We start from the raw sequence: 21,611 nt of genomic DNA, 5'->3' as shown, positions 1-21,611 counted from the left end.
CGATGCCGCATTCACCAGCCCATCTGGGGGCGCGAGAAGAGGAAGGCAGTGTAGGAAGGAAGGGGCGGTAGCAGGAAATACTGTTTTCCGAGCACCACCATCGCCGCAGCTTATGGAATGGAACATCGGGCTCTCCGATACACCGGTTTCATAAGCGCAAGCGATGGCCCCCTTCGGAAATGAATAGTTTGCACCGCATCGATGACGCGTCACAGTTCGCCTTGATCAGGAACAGGGGCGATTGCGCACGGGCCGCCAACGACTGAAAGACGAGATACATGTGGCAAACGAAGCAATGAACGATCCCCGGCAGAACGTGGCGCGCGATATGGGTTCACGGCGGCGGTCCATCGCTCTCTGCTTGGCGACGCTCTTGCTCTTCCTCCCCGGGCTAGGTGTCGCGCAGAGCCTTGGGGCCAAACCCATCAAGCTGGTGGTCGGCTTCACGCCAGGCGTATCCGCTGACTTCGTCGTCCGGATGATCGCGCCTCGCATTGCGGAGGCCCTCGGCCCCACCGTGGTGGTTGAAAACAAGCCGGGCGCGAGCGGGACGATTGCCGGTGCCTTCGTCGCCAAATCACCTCCCGACGACACGACCCTGCTGATGGGATCCGCAAGTCCAGTGGTCATTTCCCCGCAGACGCTGCAGAAGGTACCGTTCAATCCCCTGACGGATCTGGTCGCCATCAACACGGTCGGATTGACGCCCCAGGTCATCGCGGTGAACCCGCCGACCGGAATCATTACTTTCAAGTACCTGCTGGCCATGGCCCACGCGCACCAGGTGTCCCTGGCCTCGTCCGGGACCGGCGGCATGACGCACCTCGCGATCGAACCGCTGATTCGCTCCTCTGGCAGCAACATCGTCCATGTCCCATACAAGGGTGCGGGGCCATCCATCACCGATACGCTGGCAGGCCATGTGCAAGGGGTGGTCTCGGACCTGACGCCTGTGCTTCCGTTCCTGCAGGACGGACGGGTCCTGGCCGTGGCGGTCACGAGCGAAAAGCGCGTCGAATTCCTGCCGGACGTTCCGGCCGTCAGCGAGGACATCCCAGGCCTCGGTGCGACCAACTGGGCCGGCGTGCTGGCGCCCGGCGGCACCCCCAGGCCGGTCGTCGACAGGATCAACGCTGCGCTGGTGAGCGTGGTGATTCGCGAGGACGTGAAAACCCCGCTGCGCAAAGCCGGCTTCGTGCCGACCACCATGGCTTCCCCCGAGGCCTTCCAGAGGTTCGTGGCGCAGGACTATGGACGCTGGGGCAAGCTGATCAGGGAATTGAACATTGTCACCAACGACTGTCCCAAGGAGATGACGAGATGATTTACGAACTTCGGTTCTACCGGGCCATGCCCGGAAAGATGAACGAGATGCTCGATCGTTTCGAGAAGATTGTCCTGGGCTACTGGGACAAGCACGGCATCCGGCAGGTCGGGTTCTGGACCACGACCATCGGTGCCTGCCACCTGGAGATGTTCCACATGCTGGCCTGGGAGTCCCTGGACGAGCGCGAGCGCAAGTGGGCGGCCTTCAGCACCGATCCTCAATGGCTTGCACAGTTCAAGGAGACAGAAAAAGGCGGTGTGGTGGTGGCGTCCTTGTCCAACACTATCCTCACCCCCACCCGGTTTTCGGCATTGCGCTAGACGGGAAGGCATCCTCGCGCGAGTCAAGCGTCAGCAGGACGCGGCGCTGCAAGTCCATTGATGAAGTCATAGATCCGCGACAGGTCCGAGCCGCCATGGCCCTGTGTTTCTGCCGCTTTCCAGAGAAGGCTGACCGCCTGTGCGACGCTGTGCTCCACGCCGAGCATGCGCGCCTGCTCCACGGCCAACTCCACGTCTTTGCTGGCGATACTGAGCTTTGCCCCAGTGCGGAAGGCGCCAGACAGGATCTGTGTCTTGAAGGTTTCCTCGGTCGCCCGGCTGCGCCCGGTGGAGGCATTGATCACGTCGATGGCCATCGCTTCGTCGATGCCGGCCCCGCGCACCATCAGGACCATTTCGATCGCAAGTGACAGGTTGGCGGCATTGAGCATGTTGTTCGCGAGCTTCAGGACCTGGGCCTGGCCTGGTTCCTCGCCGACGTGGAATAGCCGATCGCAGACGCCGAGCAGGGCCGGCTCGGCATCTTCGAATTGCGCACGCGGTGCCGCGACGAAACAGGTCAGGCGTCCAGCCTTTGCGCCGAGCGGGCCGCCGCTGACCGGCGCATCGAGCAGTGCGATCGAACGGGCCCACAGGCCTGATGCAATCCGCTGCATGCATATGTAGCCGATTGTCGACATCTCCACGTATTGGCGGATGGCGGTACCGTGAATCACCCCATCTGGACCCAGCGCTACGCGCTCGCTCACGGCGGGCGACGGCAGGCATGCAAACACCAGCTCGGCGCATGAAGCGACCCCCTGCGGCGATTCACCGGCGCTTGCTCCCTGCGCGACCAGATCGGCGACGGCCTCCGGATTGACGTCATACACGGCGAGCTCAAAGTCGGCCTTCAGTAACCGCATCGCAAGCGGGCGACCCATGTCACCGACGCCGATCATTCCAAGTCGCATGTGCGATCCGCCCATAGTTCTCAGTGGCAGCCCCAGGGCTCTAGACCTTTCCAGTGTTGGCTAAGAGCGCACTCTTAGTTCGCGACGATGTTCGCTTCCTTGACCACCTTGCCCCAGCGGCTGTGTTCCTCAGCTACATATTTCTTGAAGGCGTCCGGAGATGCTATCGTGGACGTCAAGACTCCGACCTTCTTCAACTGCGCGATCACGTCGTCGCGAGCAACAACTTTCACAAGCGCGGCGTTGATCCGATCGATCTGCTCCCGCGGTGTCTTGGCCGGTGCAAACAGGCCGGACCAGCTGAGGGCGACGAAACCAGGCAGATCTTCGCCCACGGTCGGAGTTTCCGGGAGGAACTCGACACGCTTGTCGGTCGTGACCGCGATCGGGATGAGCCGTTTGGCCTGGAACATGGGGAGCAGCGGCGGGAGGTCGGAGACCATACCGTCAACGTGGCCCGCCACGGCGTCGACGACGGCCGCACCGCCGCCCTTGTAGGGGACGTGGATGATGTTACCGGGGGATGCCCTGCTTAGCAATTCAATCGTCAGGTGTGTCAACGTACCATAGCCGGCCGAGCCCAATGTCACCTTGCGAGTGTGGGTCAATTGGAGGAGTTCCTTCAAGTTGTGAACACCCAGGGACGGATTTACGGCGATGACCAAGGGTGACCCTCCGATCAAGTTGATTGGCGTGAAATCGGTGACTACGTTGAACGGCACCTTCATCACTTGCGGCGAAATGGTCATGGCGCTTGCAGGCGCCAGCAGCACCGTGTATCCATCAGGTTCGGATCTTGCGACAAATTCCGTAGCGATCGCGCCGCTTGCGCCGACCTTGTTTTCGACGATCACTGTGGTATTCAATGCTTCTCCAAGGTGTGGCGCAAGGATGCGGGCGATGGCGTCAACACCTCCCCCTGGCGAAAAGCCGAGCACTAATCGAATTGGTCGTGAGGTGAACCCCTGGGCAAATCCCGGACTCGCCCAGAAGAGGGCAGCTAAGACGGTGGCGAGGATGGTCCGCCGTTTCATCGAGCGTCGAAAGCTGGCCTGGTCGGTTGCAATGGGGTTCATGTTTGTCTCAAAATAAGTTGGAATGAGGTCCAGTGACTGCCGCTTCCACCCCTGGAAGGTCGAAGCGATGTCCAAGAAGACTTGGCCTTCGTCACGAAGCGAGGGCAGTTTAGGACCGGGCGCGCCGAAGCCGCAAATTCTGTTTTCCGAGCCCTCCCATCTGCGCAGCTTATGGGGGCGTGCGTGAGCATTGCGCTTCGGGTCGATCCATAAGCCACCGCGATGGCCCCGTTCGGAAATGCGTAGTTTTCAAGTTGCGCGTCAGGCGTCACAGTCCACGCTGATTCGAAACAAGAGAGATTGCATGGGTTCATTGAATGGGCAGGTGGCGCTCGTCACGGGTGGCGGGCGGGGTTTGGGGCGCAGCATTGCGCGGGCGCTTGCAGCCGAAGGCGCAGTGGTCGCGATCGATGACCTGTACCGCGATGTGGCGGGCGTCAGCGCAGCGGACTCGACCGCCGCCGAGATCGAACAGGCAGGCGGTACCGCGCTGGCCCTGCACGAGGATGTCACTTCGGCCGAGGGCGCGCGTGCCATGGTGGATGCCGTCGTGAAGCGGTTCGACCGGCTCGACATACTTGTCAACAGCGCCGGCAATTTCCTTCGCGCGCCGCTGGTGAAACTGACCGAGCAACAGTGGGACTCGATCATCAGCCTCCACATGAAGGGGCATTTTCTGAGTTGCAAGATGGCGCTGCCCCACATGCTCAAGCAGAACAGCGGGCGGATTCTCACGGTCGCGTCGCGCGGCGCCTTCTTCCAGGTTCCGGCAAGCAAGCGTGACCAGAAGGACATGCGCAGGCCGTCGGGTGTCGCGTATGCGTCGGCGAAGGCGGGCATCCTGGGCTTCACAACGACGCTGGCCGTGGAACTGTGGGATTCCGGCATCAACGTCAATTGCCTGCTGCCCAGCGCGACGACACAGCTCTTTCCCGAAACCAAGCCCCGAATGGTCGGAGGCGTGCCGGCATCCGAGTCCATGGACCCGGACGACGTCGCGCCTGCAGCGGTTTTTCTTTGCAGCCCGCAGGCCGTCGACATCAGCGGCAAGATCATGTACGCGGCCGGCGGCGACGTCGTTTTCTACGGTGACCAGCTCGACAAGCGGGGCAGCCGCATGGTCCGCAAGCATGGACGCTGGACGCAGGCGGAACTGGCGCAGGTGGTCCCATCGCTGCTGGGAGTGTCCCATGGCTGAAGCGACGACCCCAAGCCAGAATTTCATCGACGGCAAGTGGGTCAACGCCGTCAACGGCGGGACCTATCAACGCCACAACCCATTCGACCAATCGCTCGTTGCAACCTACCAGGATTCGGACGAGCGCGATGCGGCAGATGCGATCGACGCGGCACGCCAGGCGTTCGACAAGGGTCCCTGGTCGCGGAAATCCGCCGCCGAGCGCGGCGCGGTATTGCGGCGGGCAGCGTCATTGATGCGCGACCGGGCGCAGACGCTCGCCGACACGATGACCCGGGAAGTGGGCCAGCCGAAGTCGGAAATGCTCCGGGCAGTGGCCGGCGCCGCGGATGCCCTGGACTACTACGCCGGCCTGATTGTCGAACGTCGTGACGAAGCCATCGGCGGCCAGCGCCGCGACGCAATCGGCATGATCCTCAAGGAGCCGGTGGGCGTCGTCGGTTCACTCACGGCATGGAACGCGCCGCTTTCGGTGACGCACAAGGCCTGCCCGGGACTGGCTGCGGGCTGCACGGTCGTCATCAAGCCGGCACACCAGTCGTCTGGCGCGGTCGTGCAATTCGCGCGCATCCTCGAAGAGGCAGGACTTCCGCCCGGCGCCTTCAACGTGGTGACCAGCGCGAGGGAAAACGGAGCCGTGGTGGGCCAGGCAATTGCCGCCAGCGACAAGGTCGACATGGTGACGTTCACCGGTTCCAGCGCCACCGGAAAGGCCGTGATGCGCGCCGCCGCGGGCAACCTGAAACGGGTGAAGCTCGAACTTGGCGGGAAGTCGCCGAACATCGTCTTTGCCGATGCGGCATCCCTGGACCACACCGCGTCGGTCGTCGCCAAGGGCATCTTCCGGCTGGCGGGCCAATCCTGCCAGGCCGGCAGCCGCGTCCTGGTCCAGGAATCCGTCAAGGAAGAATTCGTCGAGCTCCTGCTCAAGCACGTGGCTGCTGCCAGGATGGGTGACCCGTTTGCCGAAGACACGATGTGCGGCCCGCTCGTCAGCGAAGACCAGCTGCGCCGGGTCGAGTCCTACATCGAGGCTGGAAAATCCTCTGCCAGGCTGATCCACGGCGGCAAGCGCCCGGACCGCGCCGATTTGCGTGGGGGCTTCTTCCTGGAACCCACCATCTTCGACCAGGTCGGCGCCGATTCCCGCATCGCGCAGGAGGAAATCTTCGGGCCGGTGCTGAGCATCCTGACCTTCAAGGACGTCGAGCACGCCATAGCGATTGCCAATTGCACCATCTTCGGCCTGGTCGCGGGGTGCTGGACCACGAACCTGGACACGGCAATGAATGTGGCCCGGGCGGTTCGTTCCGGCATCGTTTGGGTCAATTGCTTCCGCGACGACTCGCCGCTGAAGTACATGCCCACGGGATTCCAGAAGCAGAGCGGCATTGGCGCCGAGATGGGACCCGAGGGGCTCGAAGCGTTCCTCGTGACCAAGAGCATCATGATTAAGCTCGCCTGAGCCCAAAAAGACTAGGAAGCCGCCATGACACACTTTACCGCGAGCGACGGGACTAGGATTGCTTATTACATCGACGACTCCACATCGCCTTGGAAGAAGCCGGATACGGTCTTGCTGCTGCACGCCGCAATGGGTAGCGCCAAGCGCTATTTCGCATGGGTACCGCGCCTGTGCGGCCACTATCGGGTGCTGCGCATGGACATGCGCGGCCACGGCGCGTCGGAGGTCCCTTCGCCCGAGAAGGAACTGAGCATGCAGAGGCTCGTGCAGGACGTCATCGAGCTGCTCGATCACGTCGGCTGCGAGCGGCCGCACATCGCCGGCAACTCCGCGGGCGGCTACATCGGGCAGAACATCGCAATGACGCGGCCCGACCGGATCAAAAGCCTGATGCTCTTCAGCTCGACACCGGGGCTGCTGCAGAGCCAGTGGGCTGCGTGGCTTCCGAGGGTCAAGGAAATCGGGCTGCGGGCTTTCCTGGCCGAGAACATCAGGGCCCGGCTGCCAGTCGATCAACTGGACCCGAAGCACATCGAGTGGTTTCTCGACGAGGCCGACCGGCTCGACGTCGAATTCGGCGGGCGCTTGGTCACTTACATGACGACACAGGACTGGGCGGACCGCTTGCACGAAATCCGCTGTCCGACCTTTCTAGCCATTCCGGGCGCCGCGCAGATCGGGAACGAAAGCGCTTACGAAGTGATGCGTCAGCGCATCCCTGACATCCAGGCCGTGACCTATGAAGGCTTGCCGCATCACATTACGGATGGTGTGCCGGATCGCTGTGTCGACGACGTGAAGACATTCCTGCGCTGGCGCTTCGGCGCGCCTTGAGAGCCTGGTCCGGGCCTGATCACCGTGAATGCAGACCTACCGTTGCGCTCGGTGGGTGAGCTCGTCACCTACGCCAAGGCCAACGCCGACAAGTTGAGCTTCGCGTCCGCAGGGCTTGGCAGCGCCGTGCACCTGGAGGGCGAGTACGTAATGAATGACAATGGGGCCAGAATGATTCACGTTCCATACAAATCCGATGCCGAAGCCATGCGGGAGGTCGCAGTCGGCACCGTCGAGGTCGGGATGACCACTGCGCAATTCGCCATTCCGCTCATCGCAACGGGGAAGGTGAGGCGCTGGCCGTCGATGGGTTCTCCCGGATGGACAGCCTGCCGGGCGTACCGACCGTGGCGGAGGTCCACCTGAAAGGCCTGGAGACCATCCCCCCATACACCTACTTTGGACTGGCCGGTCCCGCCAACCTGCCGCCCCCAATCGTCGCGCAGCTCAATGACGCATTCACCAGGATCAGCGCAATGCCCGACGTCGTCAAGCGGCTGTAGGAGACGCTGTTCATGCAGCCCGCGCCGGTGACCCCGCCCGAGGCTTTCAAGGCTTTTGTGCAGAAGGAACTCGCCAAGTGGCGCGAGGTCGGCAAGAGCATCAAACTGGGGTGAGCCCCTGGCTTGCCTGCCGGTCTTCGCCGATGGCTTCGGCCACCGTGGGGGTGAGTCGCACCCCCTGCCAAGTGCCGCTTGCGATCAGCTGCTCGGTGATGTGCTTGAGCTCGGCACGCACGATGGAAGCGCTCGCGGAAAGCTTCTGTGGCGACAATGCGTAGATGTAGTTGGCGCGGGTCATCGGTGCATTCGAGATCGGCAAGCAACGCCATCCGTCCGGAGGGTAGAGCGTCTCCGTCGCCGCCATGGGCTGGATGGTGGCGCCTTCACCTTCGGCGACATAGCGCATGACCAGCAGCAGGGAATCGATCTCGGCGGCCACATTCGGTTCCAGGCCGGCGCGCTCGAGCTCGAGCATGAACCTGCGAGCCAGGGCGTGACTCGGCGTGGACAGCACCATCGGGAGTGCCGCCGTCTCCTTCAGAGTGAGGGACTTCTTGCGCGGCGCTACCAGTTTGGTGTTCCCGGGCAGGATGACGAAGACCTCCTCGTCAAGCAACGGCTCGAACGTCATCTCGCTGGCCGCTGTCTTGCTGAACAGGATCGCCACATCCAGTTCGCCCAGCCTGGCCTTCTCCTCGAGGTGCCCGGGCAGCGCGGAGAACACGTTCAGCAGGATTCCCGGATACTTCTCCTTCAGGGTCCGCAACAACGGCAGTCCGAGCATGCACGCGGTCGAGGGGGCCAGGCCCACGGTGACGCGTCCCCGCACGTTCGAGAATTCCTGGCGCGCGATCAACACCGCTTCGTCGAGCTGGCGCAGCATGAACCTGGCGTGCTGGTAGAGCGCATCGCCGTTCTGCGTGGGGACGACGCCGCGCACAGAGCGAACCAGCAGGGTCTTGCCAACTTCCTCTTCGAGCAGGGCCATCCGCTGGCTGAGTGCCGACTGCGCGATGAACAACTGGCGCGACGCCTTGGTCAAACTGCCGCTTTCGACAATCTGCACGAAATACCTCAACTGACGTATGTCCATGTGCAACCTCAGTAGTCTCCGCTCCAGGAGCGCCCCGTCTTAGTGTTCAGAATGCCCTCGCGACTTCATCGATCGAAGGGACTCGGCGCTGCCTGGGGCCAGGGCCGATGGACCTCAGACCGGGGATCAGGACTGCGCCAGCAGTGTGAGATGCTCCATCAGAGGGGGCTGCGCGTAGAACGGGCTGACGATTGCGCGCCACTGGTCTCTCTCCGGGCTTTGCCGGTAAGTGACCATATGGTCTTCCAGCTTCTCCCATGTGACCTGCAGGATGTAACGCTCGGCCGACTCGAAGCCCTTGAGGAACCTGTAGCCCTTCATCCCCGCGGCCTTGGCGGTGATGGTCCGCAGCGCCCGCTCTATCGCCTCCTCGAAGGCTGCCTGCTCGCCGGGCCGGATCCGGAATTCGGCAACTTCCAGCATCGTCCCTTCCTCCTTGCGTGATGGTGACACGAGGTTTCCTACCTTGTAGGACAGGTTCAAGCAATATCCATGCCCCTCCTGACGACAGCGCCTTCTCCGTGCGGGGGGATTGATGACAGGCATTGCGAACTGCCGTCCGCGTGCCGTGTGCGGGATTCATGTGTCCGCGACGCAGACACTGCCTGTAGCGCAGGGATGCATGTCCGTCGGCAGCGCGCCTTGCCGATCGTCGGAACCGTGATGCTGTGTCCCTCCCTCGCGGATGACGTTCCCCGAGGAGCAGTTCGGCGTTGGCATCGGCCTTGCGTGGCATGCCCGCATCCATTGGGGATGCAGCTGAAAAGGGATGCGACATGCAGCAGCAGGCGGGCGGCGGAGCCACAAGGAAGTTCAATGAGACGATGTTCCGTCTCGATTCGCGCGTGGCCATCGTGACGGGCGCCGGCGGAGGGATCGGCGGCGCCATTGCGCGCGTCTTCGCAAACGTCGGAGCCGTGGTCGCGTGCCTGGATGTGGATGCCGATCGCGCTCGCTCGACCGCGGCCGACATCGAAGCCGGCGGAGGTCGGGCGATCGGGGTCGCCTGCGACGTCGGCTCGGAGCTGGACACGCTGTCGGCGGTAGCCCGCGTTGTCGCCGATCTGGGCCGGCCCACGGTCCTGGTGAACGTAGCCGCCGTGATGGACCGCAGCGGCACCGTTCTCGACATCGATCTCCAGGAATGGGAAAGGGTGCATCGCGTCAACCTGACCGGCGCCTACCTGATGTCGCGTGCCGTGCTCCCCAGCATGATCAAAGTCGGCGGTGGCTCGGTCATCCATACCTCCTCCATCCTCGGCCGGATCGGCCGCGCCGGCCGGGTGTCGTACACCTCGACGAAGGCCGCACTGCTGCAACTGGGCCGAACGATGGCTCTAGATCATGCTGCCCAGGGCGTTCGGGTTAACACGCTCTCGCCAGGGACAGTGGAAACGGATCGGGTCGCCTACCGGTTCAAGGAACTCTCGCCGCTACAGAGGGAAGCCCTGGTGTCGAGAATCCCCCTCAAACGCTTCGGGCAGACCGAAGAGATCGCGATGGCGGCGCTGTTCCTTGCGAGCGACGCCTCGTCGTTCGTCACCGGGACCGACCTGCTGGTCGACGGCGGTGGCTACGAGACTTGAGCTCGCCCGTACAGCCCGCTGCGCGCATGCGCCGCAGAACCCAACGAAGGAACAGATGACCAAACCCACGACCAAACGGATCTTCGGGCAGTCGCACGAGCCTGACGAAGGATGGCTCGCCAAGGCGGTGCCCGAGACGGCGCTGGAGCCGCAGTTGCCGATCGTCGACGCGCACCTGCACTCCTTGCACCGGGGCGAATACAGGTACCTCCTGGAGGAGTACGCCCACGATCTCGCGGCGTGCGGGCACAACGTCGTGGCGACTGTCGCGGCCGAATGCAGAGCGATGTATCGCGCGTACTGGCCCGACCACCTGAAGTGTGTCGGGGAGACGACGTTCCTGGTGGGGATCGCCGCAATGGCTGCCAGCGGCGAGTACACGGCCGCGCGCGTGGCTGCCTCCATCGTGGCTTTTGCGGACCTCACGCTCGGCGATCGAACGCGCGAGACGCGCGAGGCGCACAAGGAGGCCGCGAATGGACGCCTGGCCGGGATACGGCAAGCCGGCAAATGGGATTCGGACCCGGCCGTTCGCGGCGCCATCGGCCCGGGGCGTGCCGGGTTCTACCTGGAGCCGGAGTTCGGCAAGGGACTCGACGTGCTCGCAGCCATGGGCCTGACTTTCGACGCCAGTGTCTTCCACACGCAGATTCCCGACGTGGTCTCGCTCGCGCGGGCGCATCCGGGCGCGAACATTGTCCTGATCCACACCGGCAGCCCAATGGAACAGGCCGGCTATGCGGGCAAGGAGGCGCAGGTCCATGCCACCTGGCTGGCATGAAGGAACTGGTGAAGTGTCCCAACGTCTCGGTCAAACTTGGCGGCCTGATGATGTATTTGGCCAATTCCGAATTCACCGGGGCCGAAAGGCCTCCTACGTCGCAACAACTGGCCGACCCGAGGCGACCGTACATCGAACCCTGCATCGAGCTTTTCGGCGCCAACCGCTGCATGGCCGCGGGCCACTTCCCTGTGGACAAGCCCGGGGTTCCCTACGGCATCGTCTGGAACATGTTCAAGCGCATTACCGCGGACTGCTCCGCCGACGAGAAGAGGATGATCTTCGGCAGCACCGCCCGGCGCGTGTACCGCATGGACTGATGAGAAATAATTTAATGCAAACACTTGGAGATAACAATGAATAGTCAACCCAGAGAAAAAACCGTCGGATTCGTCGGACTCGGATCCATGGGCAGCCCGATGGCCGCCAACCTCCTCAAGGCCGGCCACTTGCTGGTGGTCTATGACATCGATAAAACGAAGGTTGACCAAACCGTCAGCCTCGGTGCGCAGGCGGGCGCCGGACCGGCGGACGTCGCGCGCCGCGCGAGCAGGATGATCTCCATGGTCGATACGACCGCCCAGGCCGAGGAGGTGATCGTCGGCCCGGCGGGCTTCATCCAGACGGCGCAGTCCGGCGACCTCGTGATCAGCATGAGCACCATCGACCCAATGGCGCTGAAGCGGATGCATGAGCTGCTTGCTGCGAAGGGCGTCGCGCTCATCGACGCTCCGGTCAGCGGCATGGACAAAGGGGCGAAGGAAGGCACGCTCAAGGCATTTGTCGGCGGCGACGCGGCGGCGCTCGAGCGGGCCCGATCCATCTTGAAGGATATGACGGCAGAGATCACGCACATCGGTGGCATCGGCCAGGGCGCTGCAATGAAGCTGATTAACAATATGATCTTTCAGGTCGCCCGGATCACCATCGCAGAGGCGCTGGTCGTGGGCGCCAAGGCGGGAATCGAACCGAAGCAGCTGTTCGCAGTGATCAGCAAGGCCACCGGCAACAGCATCGCGTTCCAGTCCGCCGGCAGCCGCATGCTCTCGCGCGATTTCGTCGGCAGTCGCCTCGACAGCACCTTCAAGGACATGGAGTTGCAGACCCAGTTGGGTAAATCGTTGCAGGTGCCGATGTTCATGGCCAATATCGCTCAACAGGTCTGCGAACTGGGGCGAGGAGCAGGGCTCGGCAGCGAGGACGGAGCAGCAATCGTCAAGGTCTACGAGCAATTCGCCCACATCACGCTGGGCGACGGTGACTAAGAGCTGGCCACCGATCTGACGATGTGGTGCCATGCCCTTCTTGGCCTACTGCGTTGTAACATTTAAAAAGGGAAGTATCGTTGCGGCTCTGGAGGTTGTGACGAAACTGACCCAAATCGAATGCATGGAACTTCAACAGCAAGCTGCGGCGAGGAATGGCCGGATCGATGCGGCGCGCCACACCCGCTTGATATTACTACGCGGCAGCGGCGCGCGACATCCGCAGGACCGGTGGCGGCTTCGGCGCCTAGGTAACGAAACGTTCAACCTTTCGCTTGTCGATGTCGTAGGCCACCAGCGGGTCCCCCTTCTTGACGATGTTTTCGGCCATGAGGCCGCCCATGGGTCCGAGTCCGATGAATCCGACGGTCTTGTCTCTGGGCACATCACTCATGTGGTCTCATGGTGTTGCGCCAAGGCCGAACGCCTTGGTTACGCAATCGTCGCGTCTCTTCCGGTACTGGGTGCAAGACCTGTGTCATGTGTCAGAGACCGAATTTCCCAGGCTCAAATTGCGTGGCGTCTGGCCTGTCTTCGCGGAGGACGGCGCAGTGTGCACCGGACAAATATTCGTCACGCCTAGGTGACACCTGATCGGGCTATCGGGCGTGAATGAATGGTCTCTCGGCCGCTGGCCGGGGCAGCCTGGTCTGGCGTCGGACTCGTGAACCTCGGCGATTTCGAGAACTGCCGTTTTTGATCCGGACCCAATCACTGGCTTGTGGCCTGGTTCCTGCTGCACTCGCAATCATCGGTACCATCGGCGTAAGCGATGGACTAGACCACAACCCAACCTGAAAGCCGAAAAGGAATTACGTATGCCTCTTCTGCGCGTCGGCGATGCCGACCTCTTCTATCGTGACGACGACTTTGCCGACCCATGGCAACCGCATGACACGGTGATGCTGCAGCACGGCTTCGGCCGGAGTGGAAACATGTACTACGGATGGGTACCCCATCTGTCGCGTGACTTCCGCGTGATTCGTATGGATCTGCGCCGGTTCGGCCAGAGCGCCGACCCTGGGCCGGGCATCCGCTTCGCGCTTGATGGATTGATGGCCGATTTCATCGGCATGCTGGATGCGTTGAACATCGAGCGGGTTCACTACGTGGGCGAGTCGCTCGGGAGCATTCTCGGGATCGCGCTGGCTGCCACCCATCCCGATCGCGTCAAGAGCCTGACTCTTGTCTCCGCCATTGTCCGCGCCCGCCCCGAGAAAACCGGGAAGGTGGTTTCCCTCGGCTATCCCTCTTGGGCGGAAGCGCTCCAGGCAGTGGGCATGAAGGAGTGGTGGCTGAAGTCTCGCGCGATCACCAACGAGCTAACCGGCAACTCTGCCAAAGACAACTGGTTCGCCGACGAGTGCGACCGCACTCCGGTGCACGTGGGACAGGCAATGGCTCGCTTCGCACCGACGATCAACGCGGAACCGATGTTGGCCCGTGTTCAGGCCCCCACGCTGGTGCTGTCACCCGGCATCAGTGAGCATACGGATCCGGCAGAACAACAAGCAATTCTCGACGCCATTCCCAACTCCCGCCAGATCCAATACCCGGGCGCCAAGCACATCGACTGCTACTTGGAGCCCGACAAGTACGCACGCGATACCCGTGACTTCCTGCTCGACGTGGTCCAGCGGGACCAGCGCCTGGTGACAGCGGGTTGTCGACAGATCCGTGAATCCTTCGAGGAGTAAGAGATGACCTATTCAACGCCGGCCGCCCAGTCGCCGTTCCTGTCCAATCCGGACAAAATGCATTTCATCGATGGCAAGTGGCAGCCAGCCGTTGCCGGCGAGAGCATTTAGACCTTTAACCCCGCGACCGGACGGGTGCTCGCTACGCTTGCGCGTGGCCACAGGGAGGATGTGGACGCCGCGGTGGCCGCCGCCCGCCGTGCCTTCGAGGGTCCGTGGAGTCGCTGCACGCAGCATCAGCGATGTGCGCTCATGCTGCGAGTGTGCGATGTCCTGGAAAAAAAACTTCGAGGCACTCGCGACGCTCGAATCACTCTACATGGGTGCGCCGATCTCTCGCACTCGTGCGATGAAGAACGGCCTGCTCCAGACGGTCATGTACTGTATGCGTTCCGCGAACCACACCCTTGCGCCGTCGATGACGGCGTGGTGAAGGTGGTTCTACGCGGCGAGGGCGGCCGGCGCCGTGGTGGGCGTGGCGGTGTCCTTGGCCGGCCGCCAGTTGTGCGGCAGCAGTTGCGCGAGGTCGCGCTCCTTGAGCGTGGGCAGGCGCTCGAACACGTCCTTGAGGTAGGCCCAAGGATCGTGCCCGTTGAGTTTGGCCGATTATGCCGACCGCTGAACTATGCCGAGCGGGCTCGCTTCTCCCCGGATTTGTCGTAGTCGGCGCGTGACCGGTTCGGCATAGTCTGACCGCTCACAGCGTCTCGAGAAAGGCGAGCAGTTGATCGTCAGGGCGGAATCGGAGCCGCTTGCATTGCTTGTATGGCTCAAGCTTCTCGAGAGCTGCCTCTTTGAGGGCGAGGTGGGCATGAAGGTAGGTCTGCGTAGTCTCGATCGATTCGTGACCGAGCCATAACGCGATCACCGAGCTGTCGACGCCCGCCTGTAAGAGTTCCATCGCGGCGCTGTGCCTCAGGACGTGCGGTGACACGCGCTTGGATGCCAGCGTTGGGCATGTTTTGCCGGCGACGCCCACATGCTTAGCCAGCAGCGACTGGACGCTGTCCGGGCTGAGCTGGCCTCCATGCAAGTTGGGGAACAAGGCGCTGGCACCATGCCGGGCAGGCTCATTGAGCCAGGCCTGAAGCGCGATTCGGGCGTATCTGGTTAGCGGGGTACATCGCTCTTTGCGGCCTTTGCCCATGCACCTGACGTGCGCACCGATGCCGAGATGAATGGCTTGCCTGCTCAAGCCGATCAGCTCGGAGAGGCGCAAGCCCGTCTGAGTCGCAAGCAGCAGCAATGTGTGGTCACGGCGGCCCAGCCACGTCGTCCGATCGGGCGCAGCGAGGACGGCTTCGATCTCGGAACGCGTCAGGAAATCTACTTGACGCTTGTCGTGTCGCTTGCTCGGTATCGCGAGCACGCGCTGGATGAGGGCGCTGTGAGCCGGCTCTTCGAAGGACACAAACCGGAAGAAGGAGCGGACGGCGGTCAGGCGCAGGTTGCGTGTCGTGACGCTGGTGCCGCGCTCCATCTCGAGATCGGTCAGGAACGCGCCGATGAAAGGCGCGTCCAGTTCATCGAGGGTCAGGGCGGACGGCGCCTTGCGAAGCTTCGCCATCGCGAACTTCAACAGCAACCTGAACGTATCCCTGTAGGACGCGATCGTATGGGCGCTCACGTCTTGCTGACGGACAAGCCGCTCGGTAAAAAAGCGTTCGACGAGCGGAGCGACGTTGCAACCGGGCTTCATGGTTGAGTCTCCCACCGTTGATCGAGGCGCCGCGCCGACTCTTGCATCAACTCTGGGAACGCCGAGAGGTACCAATAGGTGTCGCGCACGCAGGTGTGGCCAAGATAGGTGGAAAGCGAAGGGAGTTGCTTCTCGACATCGATGCCTTCGCGATACCAGCCCAACAGCGTGCAGATAGCGAATCGGTGCCGGAAGTCGTGCACGCGCGGTCCCGCATGATCGCCAGGACGCCGCAGACCGATCTCACGCGACAAACGCCAGAAGACGCGGTGGACGTACTGATGCAGCAGTGGTCCACCGCGCTCCGCAACGAAGAAGTGTGGGGTGCGGTGCGTTGGTAGATGGGTGTCGCGCCGTTGCGCATAAACTCGTAGCGCTGTACTTGTCGTTGGATGCAGGGGTACGAGCCGTGACTTCCCAAACTTGGTCAATCGAATCGTCAGCACACCGGCGTCCAGGTCAACGTCGTCACATTCAAGGCCGATCGCCTCGGACAGACGCATGCCCGTCACTGCGATCAGTCCGAACAGGCAGTGGTAGGTCCAGCGGCGCAGTGCACCTGCTGGCGGCAAGGACAGGGCGGCTGCCAGCAACGCGCTGACCTCTTCATCGGTATAGACGTAGGGCTTGGCCCGCTTCAGGCTTGGCAGGAGGCCGACCGGAGGCACTTCCGTCTTTGGATCGAAGCTTGCGATATGGCGCGCAAAGCCGCGAACATCCGTCAACCGCAATGCCCAGGACGCATGCCGACCAGGCGGTAGCGTCGCCCACTCCATTGCGAGCTTCGTGGTGATGGTCGTGGCCTTGTGCTTGTCCATGAAGGCGACGAAGTCGGTGAGCCTTCGTGTCTGATGCTGATACTTGAATCCAAACCCCTTGCGCATACTCAAGTACCGCTGCAGTGCCGAATGTAGATCAGTCATTGCGCACCTCCCGGCCAGGGTGGGCTCAATGTGCGAAGTGCCTCGATATCAACCTTTGCGTAGATCCGCGTGGTGTCGTGGCTCTTGTGGCCCAGCAGATGGCCGATCTCCGTCAAGGTTGCGCCACTGCGCAAGAGCTCGGTGGCCAGGCTGTGCCGGAAAATATGGGCACCCTGGTGCGCGTAGCCCTGGATGCCGGCGCGCTCGAGCGCGGTCTTGGCGATCATCGTGATTGCGCTTGCGGACGCAAATCCGGTGTGGGGCGCAAGGCTGCGGAGAAATAGCTGACGACAGGAGGACTTGGGTCGGCCTTCCTGTAGGTAGGCAACGATCGCTGCGCCGACGTCTGATGCGATCGGCATCCTGGCGCGCTGTCGGCCCTTGGCACGAACAAGCATGTCACCAGCTCTCCAGTCGATGTCATCCAAAGTGAGTGTGGCCACCTCATCGGCCCGCAGGCCGATCTTGGAAAGCATCATCAAAATGGCGAAGTCACGTCGTCCCACCGCCGATGCCCGGTCGCAACCATCCAGGGCCTTCTGAACCTGTGCCGCGGAGAGATGGGTCGGGAGGCCCACGAGGTTCCATTGCCTGATCGAGGGCACGCAGCCGGCCAATGCGTGCGGGTTCAATCCCGTGTGATGAAGGTATCGGAGAAACGCGCGCAGCGACCAGCACATCAACTTGGCGGACTTCGGGCTCCAATCCTGGGCATGGCACTCGACATAGCGAATCACCTCATCCTGCTTGATCTTGCCGAGATCGCTGGCGCCAGCGGGGCAGACTTCGAACAGGAACCGTCGGATCGCAGGCTGATGGTGCGCGATAGTCTTTGCTGTCAGACCGCGCTCGCTTCGCAGATAGTCGCCAAACTCCGCGAAGATCTGCTGTAGCGGCGTGTTCCTCGGGACCGGCACCGGCGCAATTGTGCCGAGGGTACGTAGTGTCAGCAGCCACCGCTTCAGCGCGGCCCGGTCGTCGAGATGGATGGTCTGCTTTGCTCCTTGGTGTCGCAGGTAGCGCTCCACCATGCGTTCATCAAGGCTGCTTAGCTTGGTCCGGTGGCTTGTCATCCAGGCCAAGAGATTGCCGACCACGTTGAGGGAGCGCCAAGTGCCGTGTCTACTGAGCCCAACCTCGACAAGACGCGCTGCGTACAACTCCACAAGATGCCCGTGGGTACCGCTTCTCAGGCGCCGGAACAGCCGGCTCCCGCTCAAATACTCTGCCGTATTCGTCATCGAAGTCTCCGTTGTTGAGGACGGAGGCAGGATGAACTATGCCGAACCGGTCACGCGCCGACTACGACAAATCCGGGGAGAAGCGAGCCCGCTCGGCATAGTTCAGCGGTCGGCATAATCTGCCCAATGCCGCGCGCGGCATTGGGCCGACTCGATCAGGCTCATGACCACGGCGGCGCGCTCGCCGGCCTGCTGCGATCCGACGAACAGCCAATTCCGACGCTTATGGCCAATTGGCCATAAGCGCAGTTATGTCCAGTTGGCGATTATGTGGAGTCGCCGCCAGCGGTGCGAGAAGCTGAAGCCCCGACGGGCTTGCGGCTCGATCATGGCCTGTTCCTACTATTCATAACAATCGGTGGTCTCCTATGGTTCCCCAACCTAACCACAGGAGAATTCCATGCCAACCGAGCTGTGCCTGGCACGCCTTGCCCGTCGAGACTGGCTGACTGACGGCCCACTGAGAGAACTCATCGCTTCGTATGTCGAGTCCTTGCAGACCCGGCGCTATGCAGACAGCACCCTCGGGGCTTATCTGCGCTGCCTCGCGCATTTCAGCTACTGGATGAGGGGAGAAGGGCTGACTGCCGAGAGCATCGACCTGGCACTCATCGAGCGCTTCCTACGGCATCACCTGCCCGCTTGCACCTGCCCTGCACCGTGCCGATCCGAGGTGAAGGAGATGCGGGCGGCTCTTCACCATCTGCAGGCCTTGCTGCCCGAGGGGGACGATGGGGTCACCACGACGACCCCGCTTGCCGCCGAGCTCAAGCGCTTCGGCGATCATCTGCGCCACACCTGTGGCCTGGCGCCGCCGACCTGCACCTATCGGGTCCGGCATGTAGAGGCTTTCCTTGTCGGCCGCTTCGGCAGTGACGCCCCCGAGATCCGACTGCTGGCCGCCAGGGACATCGATGCCTTCCTGAACGGCTTGTCCGCCCACTGGAAGCCCGCCTCGCGCAAGGTGGTCTGCACGAGCTTGCGCAGCTATTTACGCTTTCGCGCCATGCTGGGCGACGACACCCGGATTCTGTCCGCGACGCTGCCGGCGATCGCGAACTGGCGGCGACGGCACCCTCCGAAGGTGCTCTCGGACGTTCAGCTCGAGCACTTCCTGCAAGCCTTCGATCTCACCGATCCGGTCGGACTGCGCGACTATGCCATCGCCCGCTGCCTGCTCGATCTCGGCCTGCGAGGGGACGAAGCCGCTCACCTGACGTTGGATTGCGTGGATTGGCGAAACGGGGTCGTGATGCTCCACCGCACCAAGAGCCAGCGCGTGCAGCATCTGCCTTTGCCGGTGCAAACCGGCGAAGCGCTTGGCCGTTACCTGCGGGAAGGGCGTGCGCAGACGGATAGCCGCGCCCTGTTCGTCCGCCACCGTGCGCCCTTTGGCGTCCCCCTCAGCGTGGCGGCCATTCGCAACGCGATGAATCGCGCGTTTGTCCGCTGCGGTATGGCGGATCGGTTCTGCAACACCCATGTGCTTCGACGTTCAATGGCCACCCGGCTGCAGAAGACAGGCGCATCGATCAAGGAGATCGCCGATTTGCTTCGCCACCGCGATCTGAACACGGCCCGGGTTTACGCCCGCGTCGACCTGGAGCGCCTGCGGGCCGTTGCCCTGCCTTGGCCGGGGAGCGAATCATGAACACCGCCACGACCTGGGCGGCTCGGGTTGAAGCGTATCTCGCCTATCGGCGCAGCTTCGGCTTCCAGCTCACCATCGAGGGAGGGCAGCTCGAATCGTTTGCCCGCTTTGCTGACCAACGTGGGTCCGAACGGATCACGCTGGAACTCGCAGCAGACTGGGCACGCGCCTCACGCCATCCTCGTCCGATCAGTTGGGCGCGCCGCATCGAGGTGCTCCGCGGCTTTGCCGCATTCTGCCTGCGCACCGATCCGGACACGATCGTGCCCCCGCGCAACCTCTTCGGCCCGGCCCACCGACGCCTCGTACCGCATATCTACACCGACGAGGAACTGCGAACCCTGCTGGAAGCGACCGACCGCCTGGGGCCTCCCGGAAGCTTGCGCCCGGCCACCTGCCGGACCCTCCTGGGACTGCTGGCGACAGCCGGACTGCGCATCTCCGAAGCGCTCAAACTGACACGAGCCGACGTGGATCTCCAGGCGGGAGTGCTCGATATCCGGGACGCCAAGTGTCACCAGCATCGTTTCGTTCCCCTGCACGCGAGCGTCCCACCGTACCTGCAGGCGTATGCGCAGCTACGGGACCGGCTCGTCTCCGGCCCGTGCTGCGATCGCTTCTTCCTGCGCGACGACGGCCGGCCCGTTGATCAGCGAAGCATGCTCTACGCGCTGCACTTGCTCTGCGACCAGCTCGGTTGGCAGGTGCGCGGGGACCATGCCCATCACCGGCTTCATGACCTGCGCCACACCTTCATCGTCAGCAGTGCCCTGCGCCTGTATGAGCAGGGTGGGGACATCGAGCATGGTCTGCCGGCGCTGTCGATCTACGTGGGCCATGCCAAGGTGGTCGATACCTACTGGTACCTCACCGGCATTCCGGAACTGATGGCCGTCGCCGCCGAGCGCTTCCATCGTTACGCTCAGGGAGCGCCAACATGAACCCGCTACTTGCCGATCCGGCCGAGTTCGCCGCCTTGCTCCAGCGCTTCTTCGCCGAGCGCCTGCTTCAGCAGCAGGCCGTCAGCCCCAGGACCGTAGCTGCGTACCGTGACGCCTTCCGGCTGTTGCTGGAGTATGCCGAGCGCAGGCTCGGCAAGCCGCCCGCCAAGCTGACCCTGGGGGACTTCGATTCAGAGCTGATTCTCGGCTTCCTGGCGCATCTCGAAGCCGAGCGCCATAACGCTGTGCGTAGCCGCAATGCGCGGCTTGCCGCAGTAAGGGCCTTCGCCCGGTACATCGCGGTGCAATGCCCTGCGGCACTGCTGCACGTCCAGCAGATCCTGGCCATTCCGATGAAACGCTTCGACAAGCCCCTGCTCGGGTTCCTCTCGCGGGACGAGGTGCGGGCGCTCCTGGCTGCTCCCGACGCCACAACCTGGTGCGGCCGCCGGGATCGGGTGCTGCTCAAGCTGCTCTACAACACCGGTGCCCGGGTGTCTGAACTGATAGGCATCTGTGTCCACGATCTGGAACTCGACGGCACGTCGTCGGTGCGTTTGCACGGCAAGGGGCGCAAGCAGCGCACTGTTCCGCTCTGGAGAGAAACCGTCGTGGAGATCCGTCGCTGGATCGACGCCGCTGGCCTGCAGAAGAACCAGTCCCTGCTGCCCAACCGCTGGGGAAAGCCGATGACCCGATCGAACGTCGCCGAGAGGATCGCGCGGGCCGTGAGCACGGTGACGCCGCAGTGTCCTTCGCTTGACGGACGGACCATCTCCCCACATACGCTGCGCCACACGACCGCCATGCATCTGCTACAGGCCGGTGTCGACCTCACGGTTATTGCTTTGTGGCTCGGGCACGAGAGTCCGGTAACGACCCACGGCTACGTCGAAGCTGATCTCGCCATGAAGGAACGAGCCCTGGCCGCGATCGCACCCCCAGGAACTCGGCGCACGCGCTACCGTCCGACGGACGCATTGTTGAAGTTCCTGCAGGCTCTTTGATTATGCGCAGTTGCCAGGGGCAGGATGCAGCAAATCGAGCGACCTGCTGGCGGCGACTCCACATAATCGCCAACTGGACATAATTGCGGC

At 63.0% G+C, this 21,611-nt stretch carries 24 protein-coding genes and 2 pseudogenes; 17 read left to right on the top strand and 9 right to left on the bottom strand.

Annotated elements, in window-relative coordinates; all coding sequences use genetic code 11:
• Window positions 1–280 precede the first annotated feature (280 nt).
• On the top strand, window positions 281–1,324 hold the full coding sequence (locus EUB48_RS16285; RefSeq protein ID WP_142820104.1) for a Bug family tripartite tricarboxylate transporter substrate binding protein: 1,044 nt from the start codon (window positions 281–283) through the stop codon (window positions 1,322–1,324).
• Entirely contained in the window at window positions 1,321–1,647 is a 327-nt protein-coding gene (locus EUB48_RS16280) for an NIPSNAP family protein (protein ID WP_142820103.1), read from the top strand. Before EUB48_RS16285 ends, EUB48_RS16280 begins: the two co-directional genes overlap by 4 nt.
• 23 nt (window positions 1,648–1,670) lie before the next feature.
• Here the strand turns inward: EUB48_RS16280 and EUB48_RS16275 are convergent, their stop codons facing one another.
• Complete coding sequence (locus EUB48_RS16275; protein ID WP_168226773.1) at window positions 1,671–2,549, bottom strand: NAD(P)-dependent oxidoreductase; 879 nt, start codon at window positions 2,547–2,549, stop codon at window positions 1,671–1,673.
• An 86-nt stretch (window positions 2,550–2,635) separates the two neighbouring features.
• Window positions 2,636–3,712: a Bug family tripartite tricarboxylate transporter substrate binding protein gene (locus EUB48_RS16270; protein ID WP_142820101.1), complete on the bottom strand. Its 1,077-nt coding sequence runs from the start codon at window positions 3,710–3,712 to the stop codon at window positions 2,636–2,638.
• Window positions 3,713–3,962: 250 nt separating this feature from the next.
• Here EUB48_RS16270 and EUB48_RS16265 point away from each other — a divergent pair, with 250 nt between their 5' ends.
• From EUB48_RS16265 to EUB48_RS22080, 5 genes are read left to right on the top strand one after another with little or no spacing between them, the layout of a single operon-like run.
• Complete coding sequence (locus EUB48_RS16265) at window positions 3,963–4,835, top strand: SDR family NAD(P)-dependent oxidoreductase (RefSeq protein ID WP_168226772.1); 873 nt, start codon at window positions 3,963–3,965, stop codon at window positions 4,833–4,835.
• Window positions 4,828–6,300 carry an aldehyde dehydrogenase family protein gene (locus EUB48_RS16260; RefSeq protein ID WP_168226771.1) on the top strand — a complete coding sequence of 491 codons (1,473 nt, stop codon included), beginning with the start codon at window positions 4,828–4,830 and terminating at the stop codon, window positions 6,298–6,300. The genes EUB48_RS16265 and EUB48_RS16260 overlap by 8 nt, the downstream gene beginning before the upstream one ends.
• A 24-nt stretch (window positions 6,301–6,324) precedes the next feature.
• Window positions 6,325–7,134 (top strand): alpha/beta fold hydrolase, encoded by an 810-nt coding sequence (locus EUB48_RS16255; RefSeq protein WP_142820098.1) that lies wholly within the window; start codon window positions 6,325–6,327, stop codon window positions 7,132–7,134.
• Between the two features lie 24 nt (window positions 7,135–7,158).
• Complete coding sequence (locus tag EUB48_RS22085; protein WP_168226770.1) at window positions 7,159–7,500, top strand: tripartite tricarboxylate transporter substrate-binding protein; 342 nt, start codon at window positions 7,159–7,161, stop codon at window positions 7,498–7,500.
• The gene (locus EUB48_RS22080) at window positions 7,455–7,637 is read left to right on the top strand and encodes a tripartite tricarboxylate transporter substrate-binding protein (RefSeq protein ID WP_142820097.1); all 183 of its coding nucleotides are present in this window, start codon (window positions 7,455–7,457) and stop codon (window positions 7,635–7,637) included. Before EUB48_RS22085 ends, EUB48_RS22080 begins: the two co-directional genes overlap by 46 nt.
• Window positions 7,638–7,737: 100 nt before the next feature.
• On the opposite strand, the gene EUB48_RS16240 is transcribed toward EUB48_RS22080, so the two are convergent.
• Window positions 7,738–8,730, bottom strand: coding sequence for a LysR substrate-binding domain-containing protein (locus EUB48_RS16240; RefSeq protein ID WP_142820096.1), 993 nt, complete (start codon window positions 8,728–8,730; stop codon window positions 7,738–7,740).
• A gap of 126 nt (window positions 8,731–8,856) precedes the next feature.
• The gene (locus tag EUB48_RS16235; RefSeq protein WP_338052401.1) at window positions 8,857–9,213 is read right to left on the bottom strand and encodes an antibiotic biosynthesis monooxygenase family protein; all 357 of its coding nucleotides are present in this window, start codon (window positions 9,211–9,213) and stop codon (window positions 8,857–8,859) included.
• Window positions 9,214–9,506: 293 nt separating this feature from the next.
• Here EUB48_RS16235 and EUB48_RS16230 point away from each other — a divergent pair, with 293 nt between their 5' ends.
• From EUB48_RS16230 to EUB48_RS16215, 4 genes are read left to right on the top strand one after another with little or no spacing between them, the layout of a single operon-like run.
• Entirely contained in the window at window positions 9,507–10,316 is an 810-nt protein-coding gene (locus EUB48_RS16230; protein WP_168226769.1) for an SDR family NAD(P)-dependent oxidoreductase, read from the top strand.
• Window positions 10,317–10,371: 55 nt separating this feature from the next.
• Window positions 10,372–11,097, top strand: a complete 726-nt coding sequence (locus EUB48_RS16225) for an amidohydrolase family protein (protein WP_142820094.1) — start codon at window positions 10,372–10,374, stop codon at window positions 11,095–11,097.
• A complete protein-coding gene (locus EUB48_RS16220; RefSeq protein WP_142820093.1) occupies window positions 11,094–11,417 on the top strand; it encodes an amidohydrolase family protein in 324 nt (107 codons plus the stop codon). The genes EUB48_RS16225 and EUB48_RS16220 overlap by 4 nt, the downstream gene beginning before the upstream one ends.
• Before the next feature lie 36 nt (window positions 11,418–11,453).
• Complete coding sequence (locus tag EUB48_RS16215; RefSeq protein WP_142820092.1) at window positions 11,454–12,362, top strand: NAD(P)-dependent oxidoreductase; 909 nt, start codon at window positions 11,454–11,456, stop codon at window positions 12,360–12,362.
• 247 nt (window positions 12,363–12,609) lie between these two features.
• On the opposite strand, the gene EUB48_RS16210 is transcribed toward EUB48_RS16215, so the two are convergent.
• On the bottom strand, window positions 12,610–12,756 hold the full coding sequence (locus EUB48_RS16210; protein ID WP_142820091.1) for an NAD(P)-binding domain-containing protein: 147 nt from the start codon (window positions 12,754–12,756) through the stop codon (window positions 12,610–12,612).
• Window positions 12,757–13,180: 424 nt separating this feature from the next.
• Between EUB48_RS16210 and EUB48_RS16205 the strand changes: the two genes are divergently transcribed.
• The 3 genes and pseudogenes from EUB48_RS16205 (at window position 13,181) to EUB48_RS21435 (ending at window position 14,492) form a co-directional block, all read left to right on the top strand.
• The gene (locus tag EUB48_RS16205; protein WP_142820090.1) at window positions 13,181–14,059 is read left to right on the top strand and encodes an alpha/beta fold hydrolase; all 879 of its coding nucleotides are present in this window, start codon (window positions 13,181–13,183) and stop codon (window positions 14,057–14,059) included.
• A 135-nt stretch (window positions 14,060–14,194) separates the two neighbouring features.
• Window positions 14,195–14,284 (top strand): annotated as a pseudogene (locus tag EUB48_RS22075) (hypothetical protein); the annotation flags it as partial.
• 43 nt (window positions 14,285–14,327) lie between these two features.
• The gene (locus tag EUB48_RS21435) at window positions 14,328–14,492 is read left to right on the top strand and encodes a hypothetical protein (RefSeq protein ID WP_168226674.1); all 165 of its coding nucleotides are present in this window, start codon (window positions 14,328–14,330) and stop codon (window positions 14,490–14,492) included.
• An 8-nt stretch (window positions 14,493–14,500) separates the two neighbouring features.
• Here EUB48_RS21435 and EUB48_RS21430 read toward each other — a convergent pair.
• From EUB48_RS21430 to EUB48_RS16185, 4 genes and pseudogenes are all read right to left on the bottom strand, one after another.
• Window positions 14,501–14,665: pseudogene (locus EUB48_RS21430) on the bottom strand (transposase domain-containing protein); the annotation flags it as partial.
• Between the two features lie 91 nt (window positions 14,666–14,756).
• On the bottom strand, window positions 14,757–15,758 hold the full coding sequence (locus tag EUB48_RS16195) for a tyrosine-type recombinase/integrase (RefSeq protein ID WP_142820088.1): 1,002 nt from the start codon (window positions 15,756–15,758) through the stop codon (window positions 14,757–14,759).
• The gene (locus EUB48_RS16190) at window positions 15,755–16,681 is read right to left on the bottom strand and encodes a tyrosine-type recombinase/integrase (RefSeq protein WP_142820087.1); all 927 of its coding nucleotides are present in this window, start codon (window positions 16,679–16,681) and stop codon (window positions 15,755–15,757) included. The genes EUB48_RS16195 and EUB48_RS16190 overlap by 4 nt, the downstream gene beginning before the upstream one ends.
• The gene (locus EUB48_RS16185) at window positions 16,678–17,922 is read right to left on the bottom strand and encodes a site-specific integrase (protein ID WP_142820086.1); all 1,245 of its coding nucleotides are present in this window, start codon (window positions 17,920–17,922) and stop codon (window positions 16,678–16,680) included. The genes EUB48_RS16190 and EUB48_RS16185 overlap by 4 nt, the downstream gene beginning before the upstream one ends.
• 400 nt (window positions 17,923–18,322) lie before the next feature.
• Between EUB48_RS16185 and EUB48_RS16180 the strand changes: the two genes are divergently transcribed.
• Genes EUB48_RS16180 through EUB48_RS16170 form a run of 3 tightly spaced genes read left to right on the top strand, consistent with a single transcriptional unit; the run spans window position 18,323 to window position 21,521 of the window.
• Window positions 18,323–19,573, top strand: coding sequence for a tyrosine-type recombinase/integrase (locus EUB48_RS16180; protein WP_142817657.1), 1,251 nt, complete (start codon window positions 18,323–18,325; stop codon window positions 19,571–19,573).
• A complete protein-coding gene (locus tag EUB48_RS16175) occupies window positions 19,570–20,514 on the top strand; it encodes a tyrosine-type recombinase/integrase (protein WP_142817656.1) in 945 nt (314 codons plus the stop codon). Before EUB48_RS16180 ends, EUB48_RS16175 begins: the two co-directional genes overlap by 4 nt.
• Window positions 20,511–21,521, top strand: coding sequence for a site-specific integrase (locus EUB48_RS16170; protein ID WP_142817655.1), 1,011 nt, complete (start codon window positions 20,511–20,513; stop codon window positions 21,519–21,521). Before EUB48_RS16175 ends, EUB48_RS16170 begins: the two co-directional genes overlap by 4 nt.
• Window positions 21,522–21,611 lie beyond the last annotated feature (90 nt).

Source organism: Rhodoferax sediminis, assembly GCF_006970865.1.
GTDB lineage: Bacteria > Pseudomonadota > Gammaproteobacteria > Burkholderiales > Burkholderiaceae_C > Rhodoferax_A > Rhodoferax_A sediminis.
This window is presented reverse-complemented; position numbering and strand designations above follow the sequence as displayed.

Coding starts and splice junctions, on each gene's coding strand:
- EUB48_RS16280 (WP_142820103.1), top strand. CDS start 1,321: ATGATTTACGAACTTCGGTTCTACCGGGCCATGCCCGGAAAGATGAAC.
- EUB48_RS16275 (WP_168226773.1), bottom strand. CDS start 2,549: ATGATCGGCGTCGGTGACATGGGTCGCCCGCTTGCGATGCGGTTACTG.
- EUB48_RS16260 (WP_168226771.1), top strand. CDS start 4,828: ATGGCTGAAGCGACGACCCCAAGCCAGAATTTCATCGACGGCAAGTGG.
- EUB48_RS16255 (WP_142820098.1), top strand. CDS start 6,325: ATGACACACTTTACCGCGAGCGACGGGACTAGGATTGCTTATTACATC.
- EUB48_RS22080 (WP_142820097.1), top strand. CDS start 7,455: ATGGACAGCCTGCCGGGCGTACCGACCGTGGCGGAGGTCCACCTGAAA.
- EUB48_RS16240 (WP_142820096.1), bottom strand. CDS start 8,730: ATGGACATACGTCAGTTGAGGTATTTCGTGCAGATTGTCGAAAGCGGC.
- EUB48_RS16230 (WP_168226769.1), top strand. CDS start 9,507: ATGCAGCAGCAGGCGGGCGGCGGAGCCACAAGGAAGTTCAATGAGACG.
- EUB48_RS16225 (WP_142820094.1), top strand. CDS start 10,372: ATGACCAAACCCACGACCAAACGGATCTTCGGGCAGTCGCACGAGCCT.
- EUB48_RS16220 (WP_142820093.1), top strand. CDS start 11,094: ATGAAGGAACTGGTGAAGTGTCCCAACGTCTCGGTCAAACTTGGCGGC.
- EUB48_RS16215 (WP_142820092.1), top strand. CDS start 11,454: ATGAATAGTCAACCCAGAGAAAAAACCGTCGGATTCGTCGGACTCGGA.
- EUB48_RS16210 (WP_142820091.1), bottom strand. CDS start 12,756: ATGAGTGATGTGCCCAGAGACAAGACCGTCGGATTCATCGGACTCGGA.
- EUB48_RS16205 (WP_142820090.1), top strand. CDS start 13,181: ATGCCTCTTCTGCGCGTCGGCGATGCCGACCTCTTCTATCGTGACGAC.
- EUB48_RS21435 (WP_168226674.1), top strand. CDS start 14,328: ATGTCCTGGAAAAAAAACTTCGAGGCACTCGCGACGCTCGAATCACTC.
- EUB48_RS16195 (WP_142820088.1), bottom strand. CDS start 15,758: ATGAAGCCCGGTTGCAACGTCGCTCCGCTCGTCGAACGCTTTTTTACC.
- EUB48_RS16190 (WP_142820087.1), bottom strand. CDS start 16,681: ATGACTGATCTACATTCGGCACTGCAGCGGTACTTGAGTATGCGCAAG.
- EUB48_RS16185 (WP_142820086.1), bottom strand. CDS start 17,922: ATGACGAATACGGCAGAGTATTTGAGCGGGAGCCGGCTGTTCCGGCGC.
- EUB48_RS16180 (WP_142817657.1), top strand. CDS start 18,323: ATGCCAACCGAGCTGTGCCTGGCACGCCTTGCCCGTCGAGACTGGCTG.
- EUB48_RS16175 (WP_142817656.1), top strand. CDS start 19,570: ATGAACACCGCCACGACCTGGGCGGCTCGGGTTGAAGCGTATCTCGCC.
- EUB48_RS16170 (WP_142817655.1), top strand. CDS start 20,511: ATGAACCCGCTACTTGCCGATCCGGCCGAGTTCGCCGCCTTGCTCCAG.